The organism is Nonomuraea mesophila (assembly GCF_004352805.1).
Lineage (GTDB): Bacteria > Actinomycetota > Actinomycetes > Streptosporangiales > Streptosporangiaceae > Nonomuraea > Nonomuraea longispora.
Genome location: NZ_SMLD01000003.1, coordinates 16,341 through 27,852 on the forward strand (window position 1 = coordinate 16,341; position 11,512 = coordinate 27,852).

The 11,512-nt window shown below is 69.6% G+C and carries 18 protein-coding genes; 8 read left to right on the forward strand and 10 right to left on the reverse strand.

The window, feature by feature from the left end:
- Positions 1 to 76: 76 nt before the first annotated feature.
- On the forward strand, positions 77 to 805 hold the full coding sequence (locus E1295_RS01855; RefSeq protein ID WP_132627881.1) for a TetR/AcrR family transcriptional regulator: 729 nt from the start codon (positions 77 to 79) through the stop codon (positions 803 to 805).
- Between the two features lie 2 nt (positions 806 to 807).
- On the opposite strand, the gene E1295_RS01860 is transcribed toward E1295_RS01855, so the two are convergent.
- Genes E1295_RS01860 through E1295_RS01870 form a run of 3 tightly spaced genes read right to left on the reverse strand, consistent with a single transcriptional unit; the run spans position 808 to position 3,175 of the window.
- Complete coding sequence (locus tag E1295_RS01860; protein ID WP_132627882.1) at positions 808 to 1,263, reverse strand: MarR family transcriptional regulator; 456 nt, start codon at positions 1,261 to 1,263, stop codon at positions 808 to 810.
- A 50-nt stretch (positions 1,264 to 1,313) separates the two neighbouring features.
- The gene (locus tag E1295_RS01865) at positions 1,314 to 2,294 is read right to left on the reverse strand and encodes a zinc-binding dehydrogenase (protein WP_132627883.1); all 981 of its coding nucleotides are present in this window, start codon (positions 2,292 to 2,294) and stop codon (positions 1,314 to 1,316) included.
- Positions 2,294 to 3,175: a haloalkane dehalogenase gene (locus E1295_RS01870; protein WP_132627884.1), complete on the reverse strand. Its 882-nt coding sequence runs from the start codon at positions 3,173 to 3,175 to the stop codon at positions 2,294 to 2,296. Before E1295_RS01870 ends, E1295_RS01865 begins: the two co-directional genes overlap by 1 nt.
- 74 nt (positions 3,176 to 3,249) lie before the next feature.
- Here E1295_RS01870 and E1295_RS01875 point away from each other — a divergent pair, with 74 nt between their 5' ends.
- From E1295_RS01875 to sigJ, 3 genes are all read left to right on the forward strand, one after another.
- Positions 3,250 to 3,753, forward strand: a complete 504-nt coding sequence (locus E1295_RS01875; RefSeq protein ID WP_132627885.1) for a MarR family winged helix-turn-helix transcriptional regulator — start codon at positions 3,250 to 3,252, stop codon at positions 3,751 to 3,753.
- 91 nt (positions 3,754 to 3,844) lie between these two features.
- On the forward strand, positions 3,845 to 4,423 hold the full coding sequence (locus tag E1295_RS01880) for a carboxymuconolactone decarboxylase family protein (protein ID WP_132627886.1): 579 nt from the start codon (positions 3,845 to 3,847) through the stop codon (positions 4,421 to 4,423).
- Between the two features lie 11 nt (positions 4,424 to 4,434).
- Entirely contained in the window at positions 4,435 to 5,286 is an 852-nt protein-coding gene (gene sigJ, locus E1295_RS01885) for an RNA polymerase sigma factor SigJ (RefSeq protein WP_132627887.1), read from the forward strand.
- A gap of 70 nt (positions 5,287 to 5,356) precedes the next feature.
- Here sigJ and E1295_RS01890 read toward each other — a convergent pair whose 3' ends face one another.
- Positions 5,357 to 5,689, reverse strand: a complete 333-nt coding sequence (locus E1295_RS01890; RefSeq protein WP_220448499.1) for a DoxX family protein — start codon at positions 5,687 to 5,689, stop codon at positions 5,357 to 5,359.
- 446 nt (positions 5,690 to 6,135) lie between these two features.
- Here E1295_RS01890 and E1295_RS01895 point away from each other — a divergent pair, with 446 nt between their 5' ends.
- Positions 6,136 to 6,609, forward strand: a complete 474-nt coding sequence (locus tag E1295_RS01895; protein ID WP_132627888.1) for a pyridoxamine 5'-phosphate oxidase family protein — start codon at positions 6,136 to 6,138, stop codon at positions 6,607 to 6,609.
- A gap of 168 nt (positions 6,610 to 6,777) precedes the next feature.
- Entirely contained in the window at positions 6,778 to 7,278 is a 501-nt protein-coding gene (locus E1295_RS01900) for a nuclear transport factor 2 family protein (RefSeq protein ID WP_132627889.1), read from the forward strand.
- Positions 7,279 to 7,284: 6 nt separating this feature from the next.
- Here E1295_RS01900 and E1295_RS01905 read toward each other — a convergent pair whose 3' ends face one another.
- The 3 genes from E1295_RS01905 to E1295_RS01915 form a co-directional block, all read right to left on the reverse strand.
- Positions 7,285 to 7,578 carry a DsbA family oxidoreductase gene (locus tag E1295_RS01905; RefSeq protein WP_246079782.1) on the reverse strand — a complete coding sequence of 98 codons (294 nt, stop codon included), beginning with the start codon at positions 7,576 to 7,578 and terminating at the stop codon, positions 7,285 to 7,287.
- Positions 7,578 to 7,775: a hypothetical protein gene (locus tag E1295_RS48430; protein ID WP_166427026.1), complete on the reverse strand. Its 198-nt coding sequence runs from the start codon at positions 7,773 to 7,775 to the stop codon at positions 7,578 to 7,580. Before E1295_RS48430 ends, E1295_RS01905 begins: the two co-directional genes overlap by 1 nt.
- A 229-nt stretch (positions 7,776 to 8,004) precedes the next feature.
- Positions 8,005 to 8,484 carry a hypothetical protein gene (locus tag E1295_RS01915; RefSeq protein ID WP_132627890.1) on the reverse strand — a complete coding sequence of 160 codons (480 nt, stop codon included), beginning with the start codon at positions 8,482 to 8,484 and terminating at the stop codon, positions 8,005 to 8,007.
- Positions 8,485 to 8,526: 42 nt separating this feature from the next.
- Between E1295_RS01915 and E1295_RS01920 the strand changes: the two genes are divergently transcribed.
- Positions 8,527 to 8,793: an ArsR/SmtB family transcription factor gene (locus tag E1295_RS01920; RefSeq protein ID WP_132627891.1), complete on the forward strand. Its 267-nt coding sequence runs from the start codon at positions 8,527 to 8,529 to the stop codon at positions 8,791 to 8,793.
- Between the two features lie 408 nt (positions 8,794 to 9,201).
- Entirely contained in the window at positions 9,202 to 10,074 is an 873-nt protein-coding gene (locus E1295_RS01925; RefSeq protein ID WP_132627892.1) for an alpha/beta fold hydrolase, read from the forward strand.
- A gap of 158 nt (positions 10,075 to 10,232) precedes the next feature.
- Here E1295_RS01925 and E1295_RS49920 read toward each other — a convergent pair whose 3' ends face one another.
- The 3 genes from E1295_RS49920 to E1295_RS01935 all read right to left on the reverse strand — a co-directional run bounded on the left by E1295_RS49920 (position 10,233) and on the right by E1295_RS01935 (position 11,404).
- On the reverse strand, positions 10,233 to 10,427 hold the full coding sequence (locus E1295_RS49920; protein WP_220448500.1) for a hypothetical protein: 195 nt from the start codon (positions 10,425 to 10,427) through the stop codon (positions 10,233 to 10,235).
- Positions 10,424 to 10,855: a TetR/AcrR family transcriptional regulator gene (locus tag E1295_RS49925; RefSeq protein ID WP_246079784.1), complete on the reverse strand. Its 432-nt coding sequence runs from the start codon at positions 10,853 to 10,855 to the stop codon at positions 10,424 to 10,426. Before E1295_RS49925 ends, E1295_RS49920 begins: the two co-directional genes overlap by 4 nt.
- Positions 10,856 to 11,167: 312 nt before the next feature.
- A complete protein-coding gene (locus tag E1295_RS01935; RefSeq protein WP_132627893.1) occupies positions 11,168 to 11,404 on the reverse strand; it encodes a hypothetical protein in 237 nt (78 codons plus the stop codon).
- Between the last annotated feature and the right edge of the window lie 108 nt (positions 11,405 to 11,512).

An 11,512-nucleotide genomic window follows, 5' to 3' on the forward strand; every position in this document is an offset into this window, starting at 1 on the left:
CACTGAGTACTGTGTACGCGGTTACGGCGTCACCCTAAAGCACTGGGTACTATGTACGCAACAAGGAGGTGGCACGGTGACCGACGCCGAGTACGTGAACATCTGGATGCGGCCCGAACGGCCGGCCCGCGGGCCGAAGCCGGTCTACAGCCGCGCGCAGATCGCCGAGGCGGCCGTCCGGATCGCCGACGCCGAGGGCCTGGAGGCCGCCACCATGCGGCGGATCGCCACCGACATCGGCGCCGGCGCCATGTCCCTCTACCGCTACGTGCCGAGCCGCGACGACCTGGTCGAGCTCATGGCCGACCGGGTGATGGGCGAGATCGACATCGCCGGCATGCCCTCGGGCGACTGGCGAGCCGACCTCACCCGCTACGCCGAGGAACTGCGGGCCATGTGGCTGAGGCACCCGTGGATCGCCACCGTGCAGCGCTCGCTCCCCAGCTTCGGCCCCAACCAGCTCCTCGTGGTCGAACGGCTGATGGGAGTGCTCGACGCCTTCGTCTCCATCGACGAGAACCTCGGCCTCATCGCCATACTGAGCGGCTACATCGAGGGCACCGTCCGCGAGGACATCAACTCGGCCAGGGAGCTCCACCGCAGCGGGCTCAGCGAGTCGCAGTGGATGGCGCGCAGCCACCCGTACATCGACCGGCTGGTGAAGAGCGGGGAGTACCCGATCCTCATGAAGATCGTGACGGAGGCGCGCCAGCCGCATTTGAGCCGCGCCGACCAGTTCCGGTACGGGCTCCAGCGCGTCCTCGACTGCATCGCCGCGGCCCTCCCGTCAACAACCGGGCCTTAGGTTCAGATCGTGGTCCGCCGCATCTGCTCGGCGTTCAGCACCAGGTGACGGAGCACCTCGATGGTGTCGGCGTACCTTTCCGCCGTCACCCCGTCCCTGATCCGACGGCCCGCCCGCTCGACCTCGCGCGCCAGGGCGGCGTGCGCGGTCTCGCCCTCGGGGGTGAGGCTGTGGGGCTCCCGCTCGGTGATCCAGCCACGCTGCCGCAGATCGTCGATCGCCTGGTCCAGGTCGACCGAGCTCCCGGACCAGAACGGCCGGAGCCCCTGTGCGATCGCCTCTTTCGTAGCCGGCCCGCGCCGGCCCGCGCGGTCGAAGTCGGGCCCTGGGGCGAGCAGGTTCATCGTCTGCCAGTGGCGCCGGTGCAGCCCCTGCGCCGCGAGTACTCGATTGAGGTTCTCCTCGATGAGCTGGTCGAGGAGCTTCAGCCAATAGCCCAGCGGGCGACGTTGTTCCATCCTGATCCTTCCTACGACGCCCCGGAACGTCCGGTCCCGGCCGTCGGGTGTCATGGGCGCAGGACCGTTTTTCCGGTGGTGGCGCGGGATTGCAGGGCGATGTGGGCGGCGGGCGCGTCGGTGAGGGCGAACCGCTGACCGATCACGGGGGCGAGTCGTCCCTGGGTGAGCGCTTCGAGGGCATCGCGCTCGAGTGTCCGGATGCCGCCCGGGCGCTGGAGGATGCGGGCGCCGATGGCAGAGGCGGCGCTGATGCCGCGGCTGAACAGGTCGCCGGTGGACAGTTCCGTCAGGGATCCCGAGGACGAGCCGAACATCACCAGGCGTCCGGTGACGCCGAGCAGTTCCAGGGCGCTTCGGCCGATCCGGCCGCCGACCCCGTCGAGGGCGAGCGTCACCGGGCGGCCCGCCACCGCTCGGCGTACCTCGTCGGGCCAGCCGGGCCGGGTGTAGTCGATGGCGTGGTCCGCGCCGGTCCGGCGGGCGAGCGCGACCTTGCCGGGACCTCCCGCGACACCGACGACCGTCGCGCCGGCCGAACGGCAGGCCTGGACCAGCAGGGTCCCGATTCCCCCGGCGGCCGCGGTGACCAGGACGACGTCGGCGGCGGTCGGTGCCGCGAGTTCGAGGATCGCCATGGTCGTCCGGCCGGTGCCGACCATCGCCACGGCGCAGTCGGCGTCGACGCCGTCCGGCAGGACGTGGACGGCCGCCGCGGGAGCCAGCGCCAGTTCGGCGTATCCGCCGCCGGCCGGACCGAGATCGGCCACGACGCGCCGCCCGAGGAGAGCCGCGTCGGCGACGGCGCCGACCTCGTCGACCGTTCCGGCGACCTCCCGGCCCGGTGTCATGGGCAGGCGCGGCGCGACCCGCGGCCCGCCTCCGCCTTGGCGGATGACGGTGTCCAGCAGGTGGACACCTGCCGACTCGACCCGGATCCGCACCTGGTCACCGGCCGGGTGGGGGTCGGACAGCTCCTCCAGCCGGAGTTCCTCGGGGCCGCCGAACGCATGTTGCCGGATTGCCCGCATCACCCTCGGCCCTCCCCGCCGGCCCGCAGCACGTGCTTGTCCAGCCATGCGACGAGCGAGGCGGCGATGGCCTCGGGCTGGTCCTCGGGGGTGTGGTGACCGGCCGTTCCGTGCGTCTCGATCTGCAGAGCGGACATGTGGGCGGCGCACCAGTCGATGATCTGCCAGCTCATCATCTGGCCAGGGCCGGGCTCGAAGGCGAGCAGGAGTTTGGGTACGTCCGCGCTGGCCGCCAGCCACTGGCCGTAGGCGTCGATTCTGGCGACGACCTCGGCGGGCTCCCCGTCCAGCGGCATCGCCCGCGGCCATTGCAGTAACGGAACCCGGGACTGCCGGGTCGGGTACGGCCGGCCGTAGACCGCCAGGTCCTCCTCGCTCAGCCCGGGGACGGTACGCGGCAACGCCTGCTCGATGAAGGCGTTCTGGTCCAGCACCAGTTGCTCGCCGACCCCTGGTGTGCGCATCGATGCGAACAGCGGGCGGGCGTCGGCGGGGAACTCCTCCCACGACATCGGTTTCACGATCGTCTCGGTGAACGCGATGCCGCTCACCCGGCCGGGGTGGCGGGCGGCCCAGTCCAAGGCGAGCGCGCCGCCCCAGTCATGGCCGACCAGCACGACCCGGTCGAGGCCGAGCGCATCGAACCAGGCGTCGAGATAGTCGGCATGGTCGGCGAAGCTGTAGGCGATGTCGGGTTTGCCGGACTCCCCCATGCCGATCAGATCGGGCGCGAGGCATCGGCTGAACGCTCCGGTGACGGGCAGGATGTGCCGCCACAGATACGACGACGTGGGATTTCCGTGCAGGAAGACCGTCGTGGCCGGCCCGGCGCCGACCTCCCGGTAGAAGATCGTCGAATTGAGGACAGGTGCGGTGGGCATGACTGGCTCCCCTGAGAGACGGGATACTGGACAGGTATCTGACCACTATGAGATTTAGACAGGTGCCTGTCAATATGAACGGAGACCCCTCCGCGAAGCGGCTGCGACTTTCGCTGCTGCTGCGCCTGCTCCACCGCGAGTACGCCGCCGGCATCGAGGCGGCCCTTGCCGAGGCGGGCTTCGGCGACATCCGCTCCGGGGACGCCAAGGTGTTCCCGTTCGTCCCGCCGGAGGGAATCCAGGTCCGTGACCTGGCTCTCCGCGCCGGTGTGCGCAAACAGACCATGGCGCAATCGGTCGACCAGCTGGAACGGGCGGGCTACCTGGAACGCCACCCGAATCCCCACGACGCCAGGTCGCGGCTGGTCGTGCTCACCGAACGGGGAAAAGCGGTCCAGCCGCTGGCGGCCGGCGCGGGAGACCTGATCGAGCAACGGTGGGCCGAACTGACCAGCCCCGAGGACTTCGAGACTCTCCGCGCCCTGCTGCACCGCCTGCTGGACCGCATCCGTGAAGCGGACCCCGATGCCGCCGCCCGCCTGACCTCGATCGACAGGAGCCGGCCCGACCAGCAGTGAAAGGGTGTCACCTCGGCTCCGCTGTCACATTCGGGGACCCGGCGGTGTCTTCATGTCGTACAGCCAGAACGCACACCTACAGGAGAACGTCATGGCGCTTCGCGTTCCCAGGGCCGAGCTTCCCGCCGACCTCAGGGACAACATGATCAGGCAGTTCGGCAGCGTGCCCGAGAACGTCGAGGTGCTGTGGAACAGCCCCGCACTGGCCCGTGACAACCTGGAGTTCGGCGCCAAGGCCGGCGCGTGGGAGGCGGCCGACGCGAGCCTCAAGTCGTTCGCGCACATGGCCGTCGCGGCACAGATCGGGTGCAGCTGGTGCCTCGACGTCGGCTACTTCCAGGCCCAGAACGACGACCTGGATCTGGTCAAGGCCAGCCAGGTGCCGCGCTGGCGGACCTCGGACGTGTTCACCCCGCTGGAGCGGGACGTGATGGCGTACGCCGAGGCCATGTCCGCCACACCGCTGACCGTCACCGACGAGCAGTACGCGAGCCTGCTGGAGCGGCTCGGCCCTGCGGCGATGGTCGAACTGACCACGTACATCGCCTACGCCAACCTTGCGACCAGGGCCAACGTGGCGAACGGGGTCACCTCTCAGGGATTCTCCGAAGCTTGTGAGATTCCGCTGGCCAAGGCCCCCGAGAAGTCCGGCGCGGCGCCGGCGGCGTGACCAGGGACACGATGACCGAGGACCCGTTTCTCACCCACCGCAGCCTGCTGTTCACCGTCGCCTACGAGCTGCTCGGGTCGGCGGTCGACGCGGAGGACGTCCTGCAGGAGTCCTGGCTGCGGTGGGCCGGTGTCGACCGCGCGCAGGTGAGCGCCCCGCGGGCCTACCTCGTCCGGATCGTCACCCGGCAGGCGCTCAACCGCCTGCGCACGCTGTCGCGCATCCGCGAGGACTACGTCGGCGAGTGGCTGCCTGAACCGCTGCTGACCAGTCCCGACGTCGCCGACGACCTCGACCTCGTGGAGAACGTCTCGATCGCGATGCTGACCGTGCTGGAGACGCTCGCGCCGACGGAACGTGCGGTGTTCGTACTCCGCGAGGTCTTCGAGCTGCCCTATGGACAGATCGCCGAGGCCGTCGAGAAGTCACCGGCCACGGTGCGGCAGATCGCCCGGCGCGCCCGCGACCGGGTCGCGGCCCGGCAGCCCCGGGTACGGGTGAGCCGGTCGGAGCAGCAGATCGTGGTGGAACGGTTCCTGGCCGCGGTGCGCACCGGGCAGGTCAAGGAGCTGATGGAGGTCCTGGCGCCGGACGTGGTCCTGATCGTCGACGGCGGCGGGCTCCCGTCCGCGGCCCGGGCTCCGATCCATGGGGCCGCACTCGTCGCGGAGTCGCTCGCGCTTCCCAACCGGACGGTGTCGGCCGTCTGGCTCAACGGCGCGCCCGCCGGGCGGGTCGAGACCGACGGCCAGGTGGCCGCGGTGAGTCTGGTCGTGGAGGAGGGGCGGGTGAGCCGGATCCACGCGGTGGCGAACCCGCGGAAGCTGACGCGGCTCAGGCAGCCGACCAGCCTCACCCGATAGTCCGCGCTCGCGTCATCGCAGGCCCGCGACCGGATCGCCATACGCGGGTTGAGGGAGTCGACGGCGCCGATCATCGGTTGCTGGGCTGTACTCCCCGTACGCGGGACGGCGCGGCATCTCCATTCCGTCGCGGGCGTATGAGGTCTTTCCAGTCAGCCGGCCAGTTCGCCAGGGCGGCCATGGCCGTGAGCACCAGGTGGATGGGGGCCGAGACCTCTTCGTACAGGGGCGCGTCGTCGATGAGGTGCGTCGTGACCGCGCCGGTAAGGAGGAAGACCAGCCCTGCCGCGCCGATGAATCTGAACCGTTCGGATGGGGTGACCAGCAAGATCGCGCAAATCAGCTCGATCGCGCCGACGATGAATCTGAACCAGGGGGGAAACCCCCAATCGGCGAACTTCACCGCGTAGGCCGGGCCGAAGAATGTCGGGCCGGGCCAGAACTTGGTGACGAAGCCGACCTAGAACTCTGCGGCCAGAACCCAGTAAAAGGCGGTGCGCAGCCAAGACGGGATGCGTGCGGACATGATTCCTCCCCTTGGTGGAGACGACGACGCCGGCCGCACGGGCTCACCGTCCAGCGTGGTCGTCACTCTGCTGGTCACCCCGCGACGTTTTCGCGAGTCATAGACAATGACCTGCCGCGCCGGAGGAATGTGACCCGTGAACGAGCACGAGCTCGATCTGATCGCGGACTCCGAGCACCTCCACAGCCGCGATCCGGCGATGCTCAACGACTGATGGGTGTCCGTGGGAGTTGTTCCCCTCGCAGGCAGGACTTCTCGTGGGCGACGTCGAATCCGTCCCTCGTCGTTCGTCTTCAGAATGTCAACGTCATGAAGGAGTAACCATGTCCTCAGCAACCCCGCCGCCGGCGCGCGACCTCCCACGGCGACGAGCCGACACCCTTGGCCGTCTGAGCAGCGGATTCCAGATGTGGCTGGCCACCGGGAGCGACGGTCGCGGGGCACATCTGATCCCGGTCGCCTACGTCTGGGACGGCTCGACCTTGACCACCGCGACCTTCCGCCGCAGTCGCACGGTCTCGAACCTGCGGGCGAGGCCAACGGCGCGGTTGGCGATCGGAGACACCGCTGACGTCGTCCTGATCGATGCCGACGCGGTTCTGGTCGACGTGCCCGACATCGACGTCGCCTCAGCGGAGGCGTACGCGGAGGTATCGACAGACCCCCGCAGTTCCCCGGACGTGTTCCTGTACATCCGCCTGCGCCCCAAGCGGATCCTCGCGTGGAATTCTCTGGCGGAGTTCAGCGGCCGCACCCTCATGCTCGACGGCTCCTGGCTCGACAAGCCCGTTGACTGAGACTTCGACGGAGCCGACACGCCAATGCGCCACTGCGGTGTGACCCGCGTCATGTTCGCCGGCTGTCCCGACGTACCGGACTCGTTCGTCGATGATCTGAACCCTGCAGCACCCCCCGGCAGGCGCCCGAAAGCGTCATCCGTCACGTTCGCAGAAGAGAGGAAAACGATGAGAGATCTGCAGACCATCGCCGACCGCGTCGAGATCGAGACACTGCGGGGCGAACACGCCGACGCGGCAATGATGGGCGACTACGACCGTTTCGCGGCGCTGTTCACCAGGCACGCGGTGTGGCGGATCCCCCCGGCGGGCGTCGAGTTCATCGGGCGGGAGGAGATCCGCGCCGGTATCGAACGGCTGCAGGGCGCGTGGGAGTTCTGGGTGCAGAACGTGCACCCGGGCTCGATCCAGCTCGATGGTGACACCGCGACCGGCCGGGAATCCGTCTTCGAGCTCGGTCGCCAACGCGACGGCAGGCCGGTCGTCATGTACGGCATGTTCCACGACCACTACCAGCGCACCCCGGACGGCTGGAAGTTCACCGAGCGCGTCCTCGATCCCAGGTACCTCGACACCACTGCGCTGACGGGTTCGCCTCATGTGACCTGGGACCCCGCCGGCCCAGAGGCCCTTCTGGACGAGCCGCATACGCAACACCCCGGAAGGTGAGGCTGGTCAGAACGCCGGGTGGACCGGCGGCTGGTTGCGCAGGAGCGCTCGCAGTTCGGCCACGGGCTGCACTCCGGAGACCGGGCGGCGGCCGTCGATCACGAGGCTGGGCACCCCAGTGACGTCGAGCTCCGCCGCCCGGCGCCGATCGGCGCGTACCTCGGCGGCGTAGTCGTCGCCGTCCAGAACAGCGCGCACCTGCCCGCCGTCCAGCCCGCCCTCGCCGCCCAGGCGCCGCAGGACCTGCGCGTCGGCCACGTTGCGCCCCTTGGTGTGGTACGCGTGCAGCAGCAACTCCATCAGCTGATCGGCCCTGCCGTGGCCACCACGGCATCCACACCTGCTGGCACCTCTACCAGCACCACACCCCCGCAAGCAGCGAGAACCCACACCACCAGCGACTCCGGCACGCTTTCCTCACGGCGACCCGACAGCAAGCGGCCGCCCTGAACGATCGCCTGCTGTAGCACGCGGAAAAGCATGCCGATCTCGGGCATGGCGCCGGTGCCGAATCTACGAGCGGTCCACCAGGCCCGCCTCATAGGCCGGCACCACCGCCTCCACCCGGTTCCGGACGCCGAGCCTGTCCACGTGGACCTTGACGGCGCCCTCGACTGAGATGCGGTCCGCGGCCGAGCTCGGCGTTGGACAGGCCCGCGCCGAGCAGGGCGACCACGTCGCGCTCGCGGTCGGAGTCAGGCGCTGCCGGCGCAGCCCTGATCCACCTCAGGCCGGAGTACGGCGCAGGATGAACGGCACCAGCAGGAACGCCGCGCCCGCGGCCAGGAACGCCCCGGCCCCCATGGCCCCTGTTACCGCGCCGGCCACGGCGGCCAGCGGCGGCACGGCCGGCTGTGCCACGCCCCATGACGATCCCTGGAAGGCGAACCAGCGCGGCCGATCGGCTTCCGGCGCGGCATCGGCGACCGCCGACTGCCAGCGGCCGGGCATCACGCCATTGACCATGGTGCAGGCGAGATAGGCGGCGATGGTGAGCGAGGGAGTGGTGGCCACGGCCATGACGAGCGCCAGCACGCCCAGAAGCAGTGTTCCCGCGCCGAGGGTCACCTGATGCGAGCGCCCGGCCAGCAGTCGCCCGAACGCCCACAAACCGAGCGGCGCCAGCACGGCCGCGCCCGCCAGAGCCAAACCCGGCAACCACTCCGGCGCGTCCCGTTCCAGAAGAGCCAGCGGCAGATACATCATCACCGCCAGCCGGCCGACCGAGAACGCGGTCCCGGCAACCGTATGCTCAGTGACGCCACCCGGCTGCGGCTGATGTGGCTGCTGTCGGTCGACGAGTTCGACGTCGGTTCACTGGCCGGCACCATCGGCGTGGCCAGACCCTCGGTCTCCCAGCACCTGGCCAAGCTCCGGCTGGCCGGGCTCGTACAGACCCGGCGAGAAGGCCGCCGCGTGCTCTACCGGGCCCGCGACGCACACGTTCGAGCCCTGATCGGGGAGGCTCTCTTCCACGCCGACCACGAAGTCTCCGGCATCCCCTGCCACGAGTGACCGCCCTGCCCGCTGCCCACCGCAGGGGCCGGCGCCGCGCACAAGTGTCGCCAGGCGATGCAGGGACGGATCAGGCTGCCCACCGCGCCGCGCCGGATGATGCGCAGCAGCCCGTTGGCATGCGCGGCACCCACCGCTGATACGCTTTCAGGCATGATCGAGAAGTTCATCCGTCTTCGTAACGCCTGAGGCGGTCTGCCCGCCGGTCGTTCAGCGACCAGCGCCTTTGAGGCGATCCCGCAGATAGGTGCTGGGCACAGAGGCCGCGCACCACAGGGGTTCCGCCCGCAGCCGACCGCCGGTTTCATCTCACGGCCTGTCCTGTCGCGTTCTCATCCGGCAGCCGCATGCCGTTCCCGGCAACGCAGGCATGTTCGCCATGCCTTCCAACGAAACGGACTGTTCTTCATGCGATCCACCTTCAACCGCTCGTCCTCGCCTACGTTCGTGCTGGTCCACGGTTCCGGCACGAGTTCTTTCATGTGGGCTTCCGTCCAGCGTGAGCTGACCTTGCTCGGCCACCGCAGCTACGCCGTCGACCTGCCGGGCCACGGCCTCGACGCGCAGTACCCGGTCGCCTACCAGGCCCCCCAGGACCTCGAGGCATGGGCGGTGGAGCCGTCCACGCTGGCCGGCGTCACCCTGCAGCACAACGTCGACGCGGTCACCGACGTGGTTCGCCGCGTGGCCGGGCACGGGCCCGTGGTGCTGGTGGCGGCCAGCCTCGGCGGCCTGACCATCAGCGGCGTGGGCAACGCGATCCCCGAACTGGTGGATCGGCTCGTCTACATCTCCGCCTGGTCGTGCGTGCAGCGCGCCAACCCGATCGAGTACATGCAGGAGCCCGAGTTCGCCGACAGCCTGATGGGCCCGCTGGCCGCGTTCAACGTCGGCGACCCCGCTCAGCTCGGTGTCGGCCGGGCCAACTACCGCACCGCGGACGTGGAACTGCTCGACGCGCTCAAGGCCGCCACCATGGCAGACGTCAGCGACGAGCAGTTCCGTGCGTTCCTCACCATCCTGCAGCCGGACGAATCGATCGCGGTGATGACGGCCGACGCCCGCGTCGACGCCGCCTCATGGGGCACCGTCGCCCGCACCTACATCCGCCTGACCGGCGACCGGACTCTCCCGGTGGCCATGCAGGACAGGCTGATCGCCGAAGCGGACGCCCTGACACCCGGCAACCCGTACGAGGTGCACACCCTGGACACCTCACACGCGGGGTTCGTGTTCCGGGCCGATGAGGTGGCCGCCATTCTGGACAAGGCCGCGATCTAGCAAAGGCCCGGGGATGGCTGGCGGTCGGGCCGCCGGCCGTCCCCTTCGCCTTCCACTTCTCCCACTCCCTCAGAACCATGTCTGGCAGGCACGCCTGAAATCGCGTGAGTGTTTCCCGGGACGGCCGCCGGGGTCCGGCTCGGGCAGCGAAACCCCGATCAGCTCCACTGTCGGTCGCTCAGGTTCGAGAGGCGACGATCAGTGGGCGTCGGGCGCCACTTCGACGGCATCCGCCCATGCTCCATCGAACGTGAACGGCGCAGTCCGTCCAGCACGAGGGTGATGACACCGTCGGCCTCGGCCCGCCGGCCGGGGCGGTCATGGGCTGCGCCGATGCCGTGCAGTGCCATCATGACGGCACCGGCACCCACTGGTCGACCCTGCCACGCAGGAAGGCCGTCAGTGCCTCCTCTGCCGGCATCGTGGCCCGCAGCCGGCGGGCGCGGTCGCACAGCGCGGCGACCTCCTCGCGGCAGACCGCCGCGACCAGCGCCTCCCGGGTGGGGAAGCGGCGGTAGAGCGTGCCGACACCCACACCGGCCAGGCGGGCGAAATCGTCGTGGCGCAGGTCGAGGAAGGTTCCGGCGTCGATGACTTCCCGAGCCTTGGCGAGCAGGGCCTCACGGTTGCGCTGGGCATCGGCGCGCAGCGGCTTCCGGCGACGTACGGCCACACGATCGACCTCGATCTGCGCGATATGCGGCGAGGGGTGTGGTGGCGGCGCGTCGTCCGGAAGCGTCCGGTGCTCGCCCGCGAGGAGCTGGGCCCAGCCTGAATCCACGGACGTTGCCGGGGTGAGCGTGACGGCGGTCAGGGTGAAACCATGGACCGGAGCCGCTTGACCACCGCTCGCCCGGCCTCGTCCTAGCCCCGCACCAGCACGATCACGCGGCCCACCCGGATGCTGCCGTCAGACATCTCGCCGGCGTGCGGTGGCGTGCCGGGCCATGGCTGCGGATCGTGACCATCATCGGTATGTCCATGGACGTTCTTGTACGACCGGCGCAGTCGGTCGCATGCGGAGCCGAGGGCTGGCCGGCCCGGCCCAGGAAGCGGGTGGCGAGGCCACTTCCCGGAGGAAGTGGCCCCGGGGTCACGGCCGCGCGAGTGCGTACACCCTCGTGCCACCGATGGTGACCACCGTGCAGTAGTACTCGGGGCCTGCGGCGTTGGCGGCGGTGTTGCAGGACTTCGCCCCTGCGGTGGTGTACGGGTACCACCGGACGATCACCTCCGCGGAGGCCGGCCCCGGAGCGAGGATGGTCACCATCGCGGCGGCGGCGACGGCGGCCGACATGCCCAGCGAGACACGCTTGACGACACTTCTCATACGGCGATCCTTTCGATTCCTGGAGCTTCTCCCGAAAGAAAAGCGCCAATTCCTGCGGCTCTCATCACGGAATTTCGGTCTGATCGTATGAAGCGCGTGCCTGATTTC

Bases quoted from the DNA above. Each gene is read 5' to 3' on its own strand.
- E1295_RS01860 (WP_132627882.1), bottom strand. From the start codon at position 1,263: ATGGAACAACGTCGCCCGCTGGGCTATTGGCTGAAGCTCCTCGACCAG.
- E1295_RS01865 (WP_132627883.1), bottom strand. From the start codon at position 2,294: ATGCGGGCAATCCGGCAACATGCGTTCGGCGGCCCCGAGGAACTCCGG.
- E1295_RS01870 (WP_132627884.1), bottom strand. From the start codon at position 3,175: ATGCCCACCGCACCTGTCCTCAATTCGACGATCTTCTACCGGGAGGTC.
- E1295_RS01875 (WP_132627885.1), top strand. From the start codon at position 3,250: ATGAACGGAGACCCCTCCGCGAAGCGGCTGCGACTTTCGCTGCTGCTG.
- E1295_RS01880 (WP_132627886.1), top strand. From the start codon at position 3,845: ATGGCGCTTCGCGTTCCCAGGGCCGAGCTTCCCGCCGACCTCAGGGAC.
- sigJ (WP_132627887.1), top strand. From the start codon at position 4,435: ATGACCGAGGACCCGTTTCTCACCCACCGCAGCCTGCTGTTCACCGTC.
- E1295_RS01895 (WP_132627888.1), top strand. From the start codon at position 6,136: ATGTCCTCAGCAACCCCGCCGCCGGCGCGCGACCTCCCACGGCGACGA.
- E1295_RS01900 (WP_132627889.1), top strand. From the start codon at position 6,778: ATGAGAGATCTGCAGACCATCGCCGACCGCGTCGAGATCGAGACACTG.
- E1295_RS01905 (WP_246079782.1), bottom strand. From the start codon at position 7,578: ATGGAGTTGCTGCTGCACGCGTACCACACCAAGGGGCGCAACGTGGCC.
- E1295_RS48430 (WP_166427026.1), bottom strand. From the start codon at position 7,775: ATGCCCGAGATCGGCATGCTTTTCCGCGTGCTACAGCAGGCGATCGTT.
- E1295_RS01915 (WP_132627890.1), bottom strand. From the start codon at position 8,484: ATGATGTATCTGCCGCTGGCTCTTCTGGAACGGGACGCGCCGGAGTGG.
- E1295_RS01920 (WP_132627891.1), top strand. From the start codon at position 8,527: ATGCTCAGTGACGCCACCCGGCTGCGGCTGATGTGGCTGCTGTCGGTC.
- E1295_RS01925 (WP_132627892.1), top strand. From the start codon at position 9,202: ATGCGATCCACCTTCAACCGCTCGTCCTCGCCTACGTTCGTGCTGGTC.
- E1295_RS49920 (WP_220448500.1), bottom strand. From the start codon at position 10,427: ATGATGGCACTGCACGGCATCGGCGCAGCCCATGACCGCCCCGGCCGG.
- E1295_RS01935 (WP_132627893.1), bottom strand. From the start codon at position 11,404: ATGAGAAGTGTCGTCAAGCGTGTCTCGCTGGGCATGTCGGCCGCCGTC.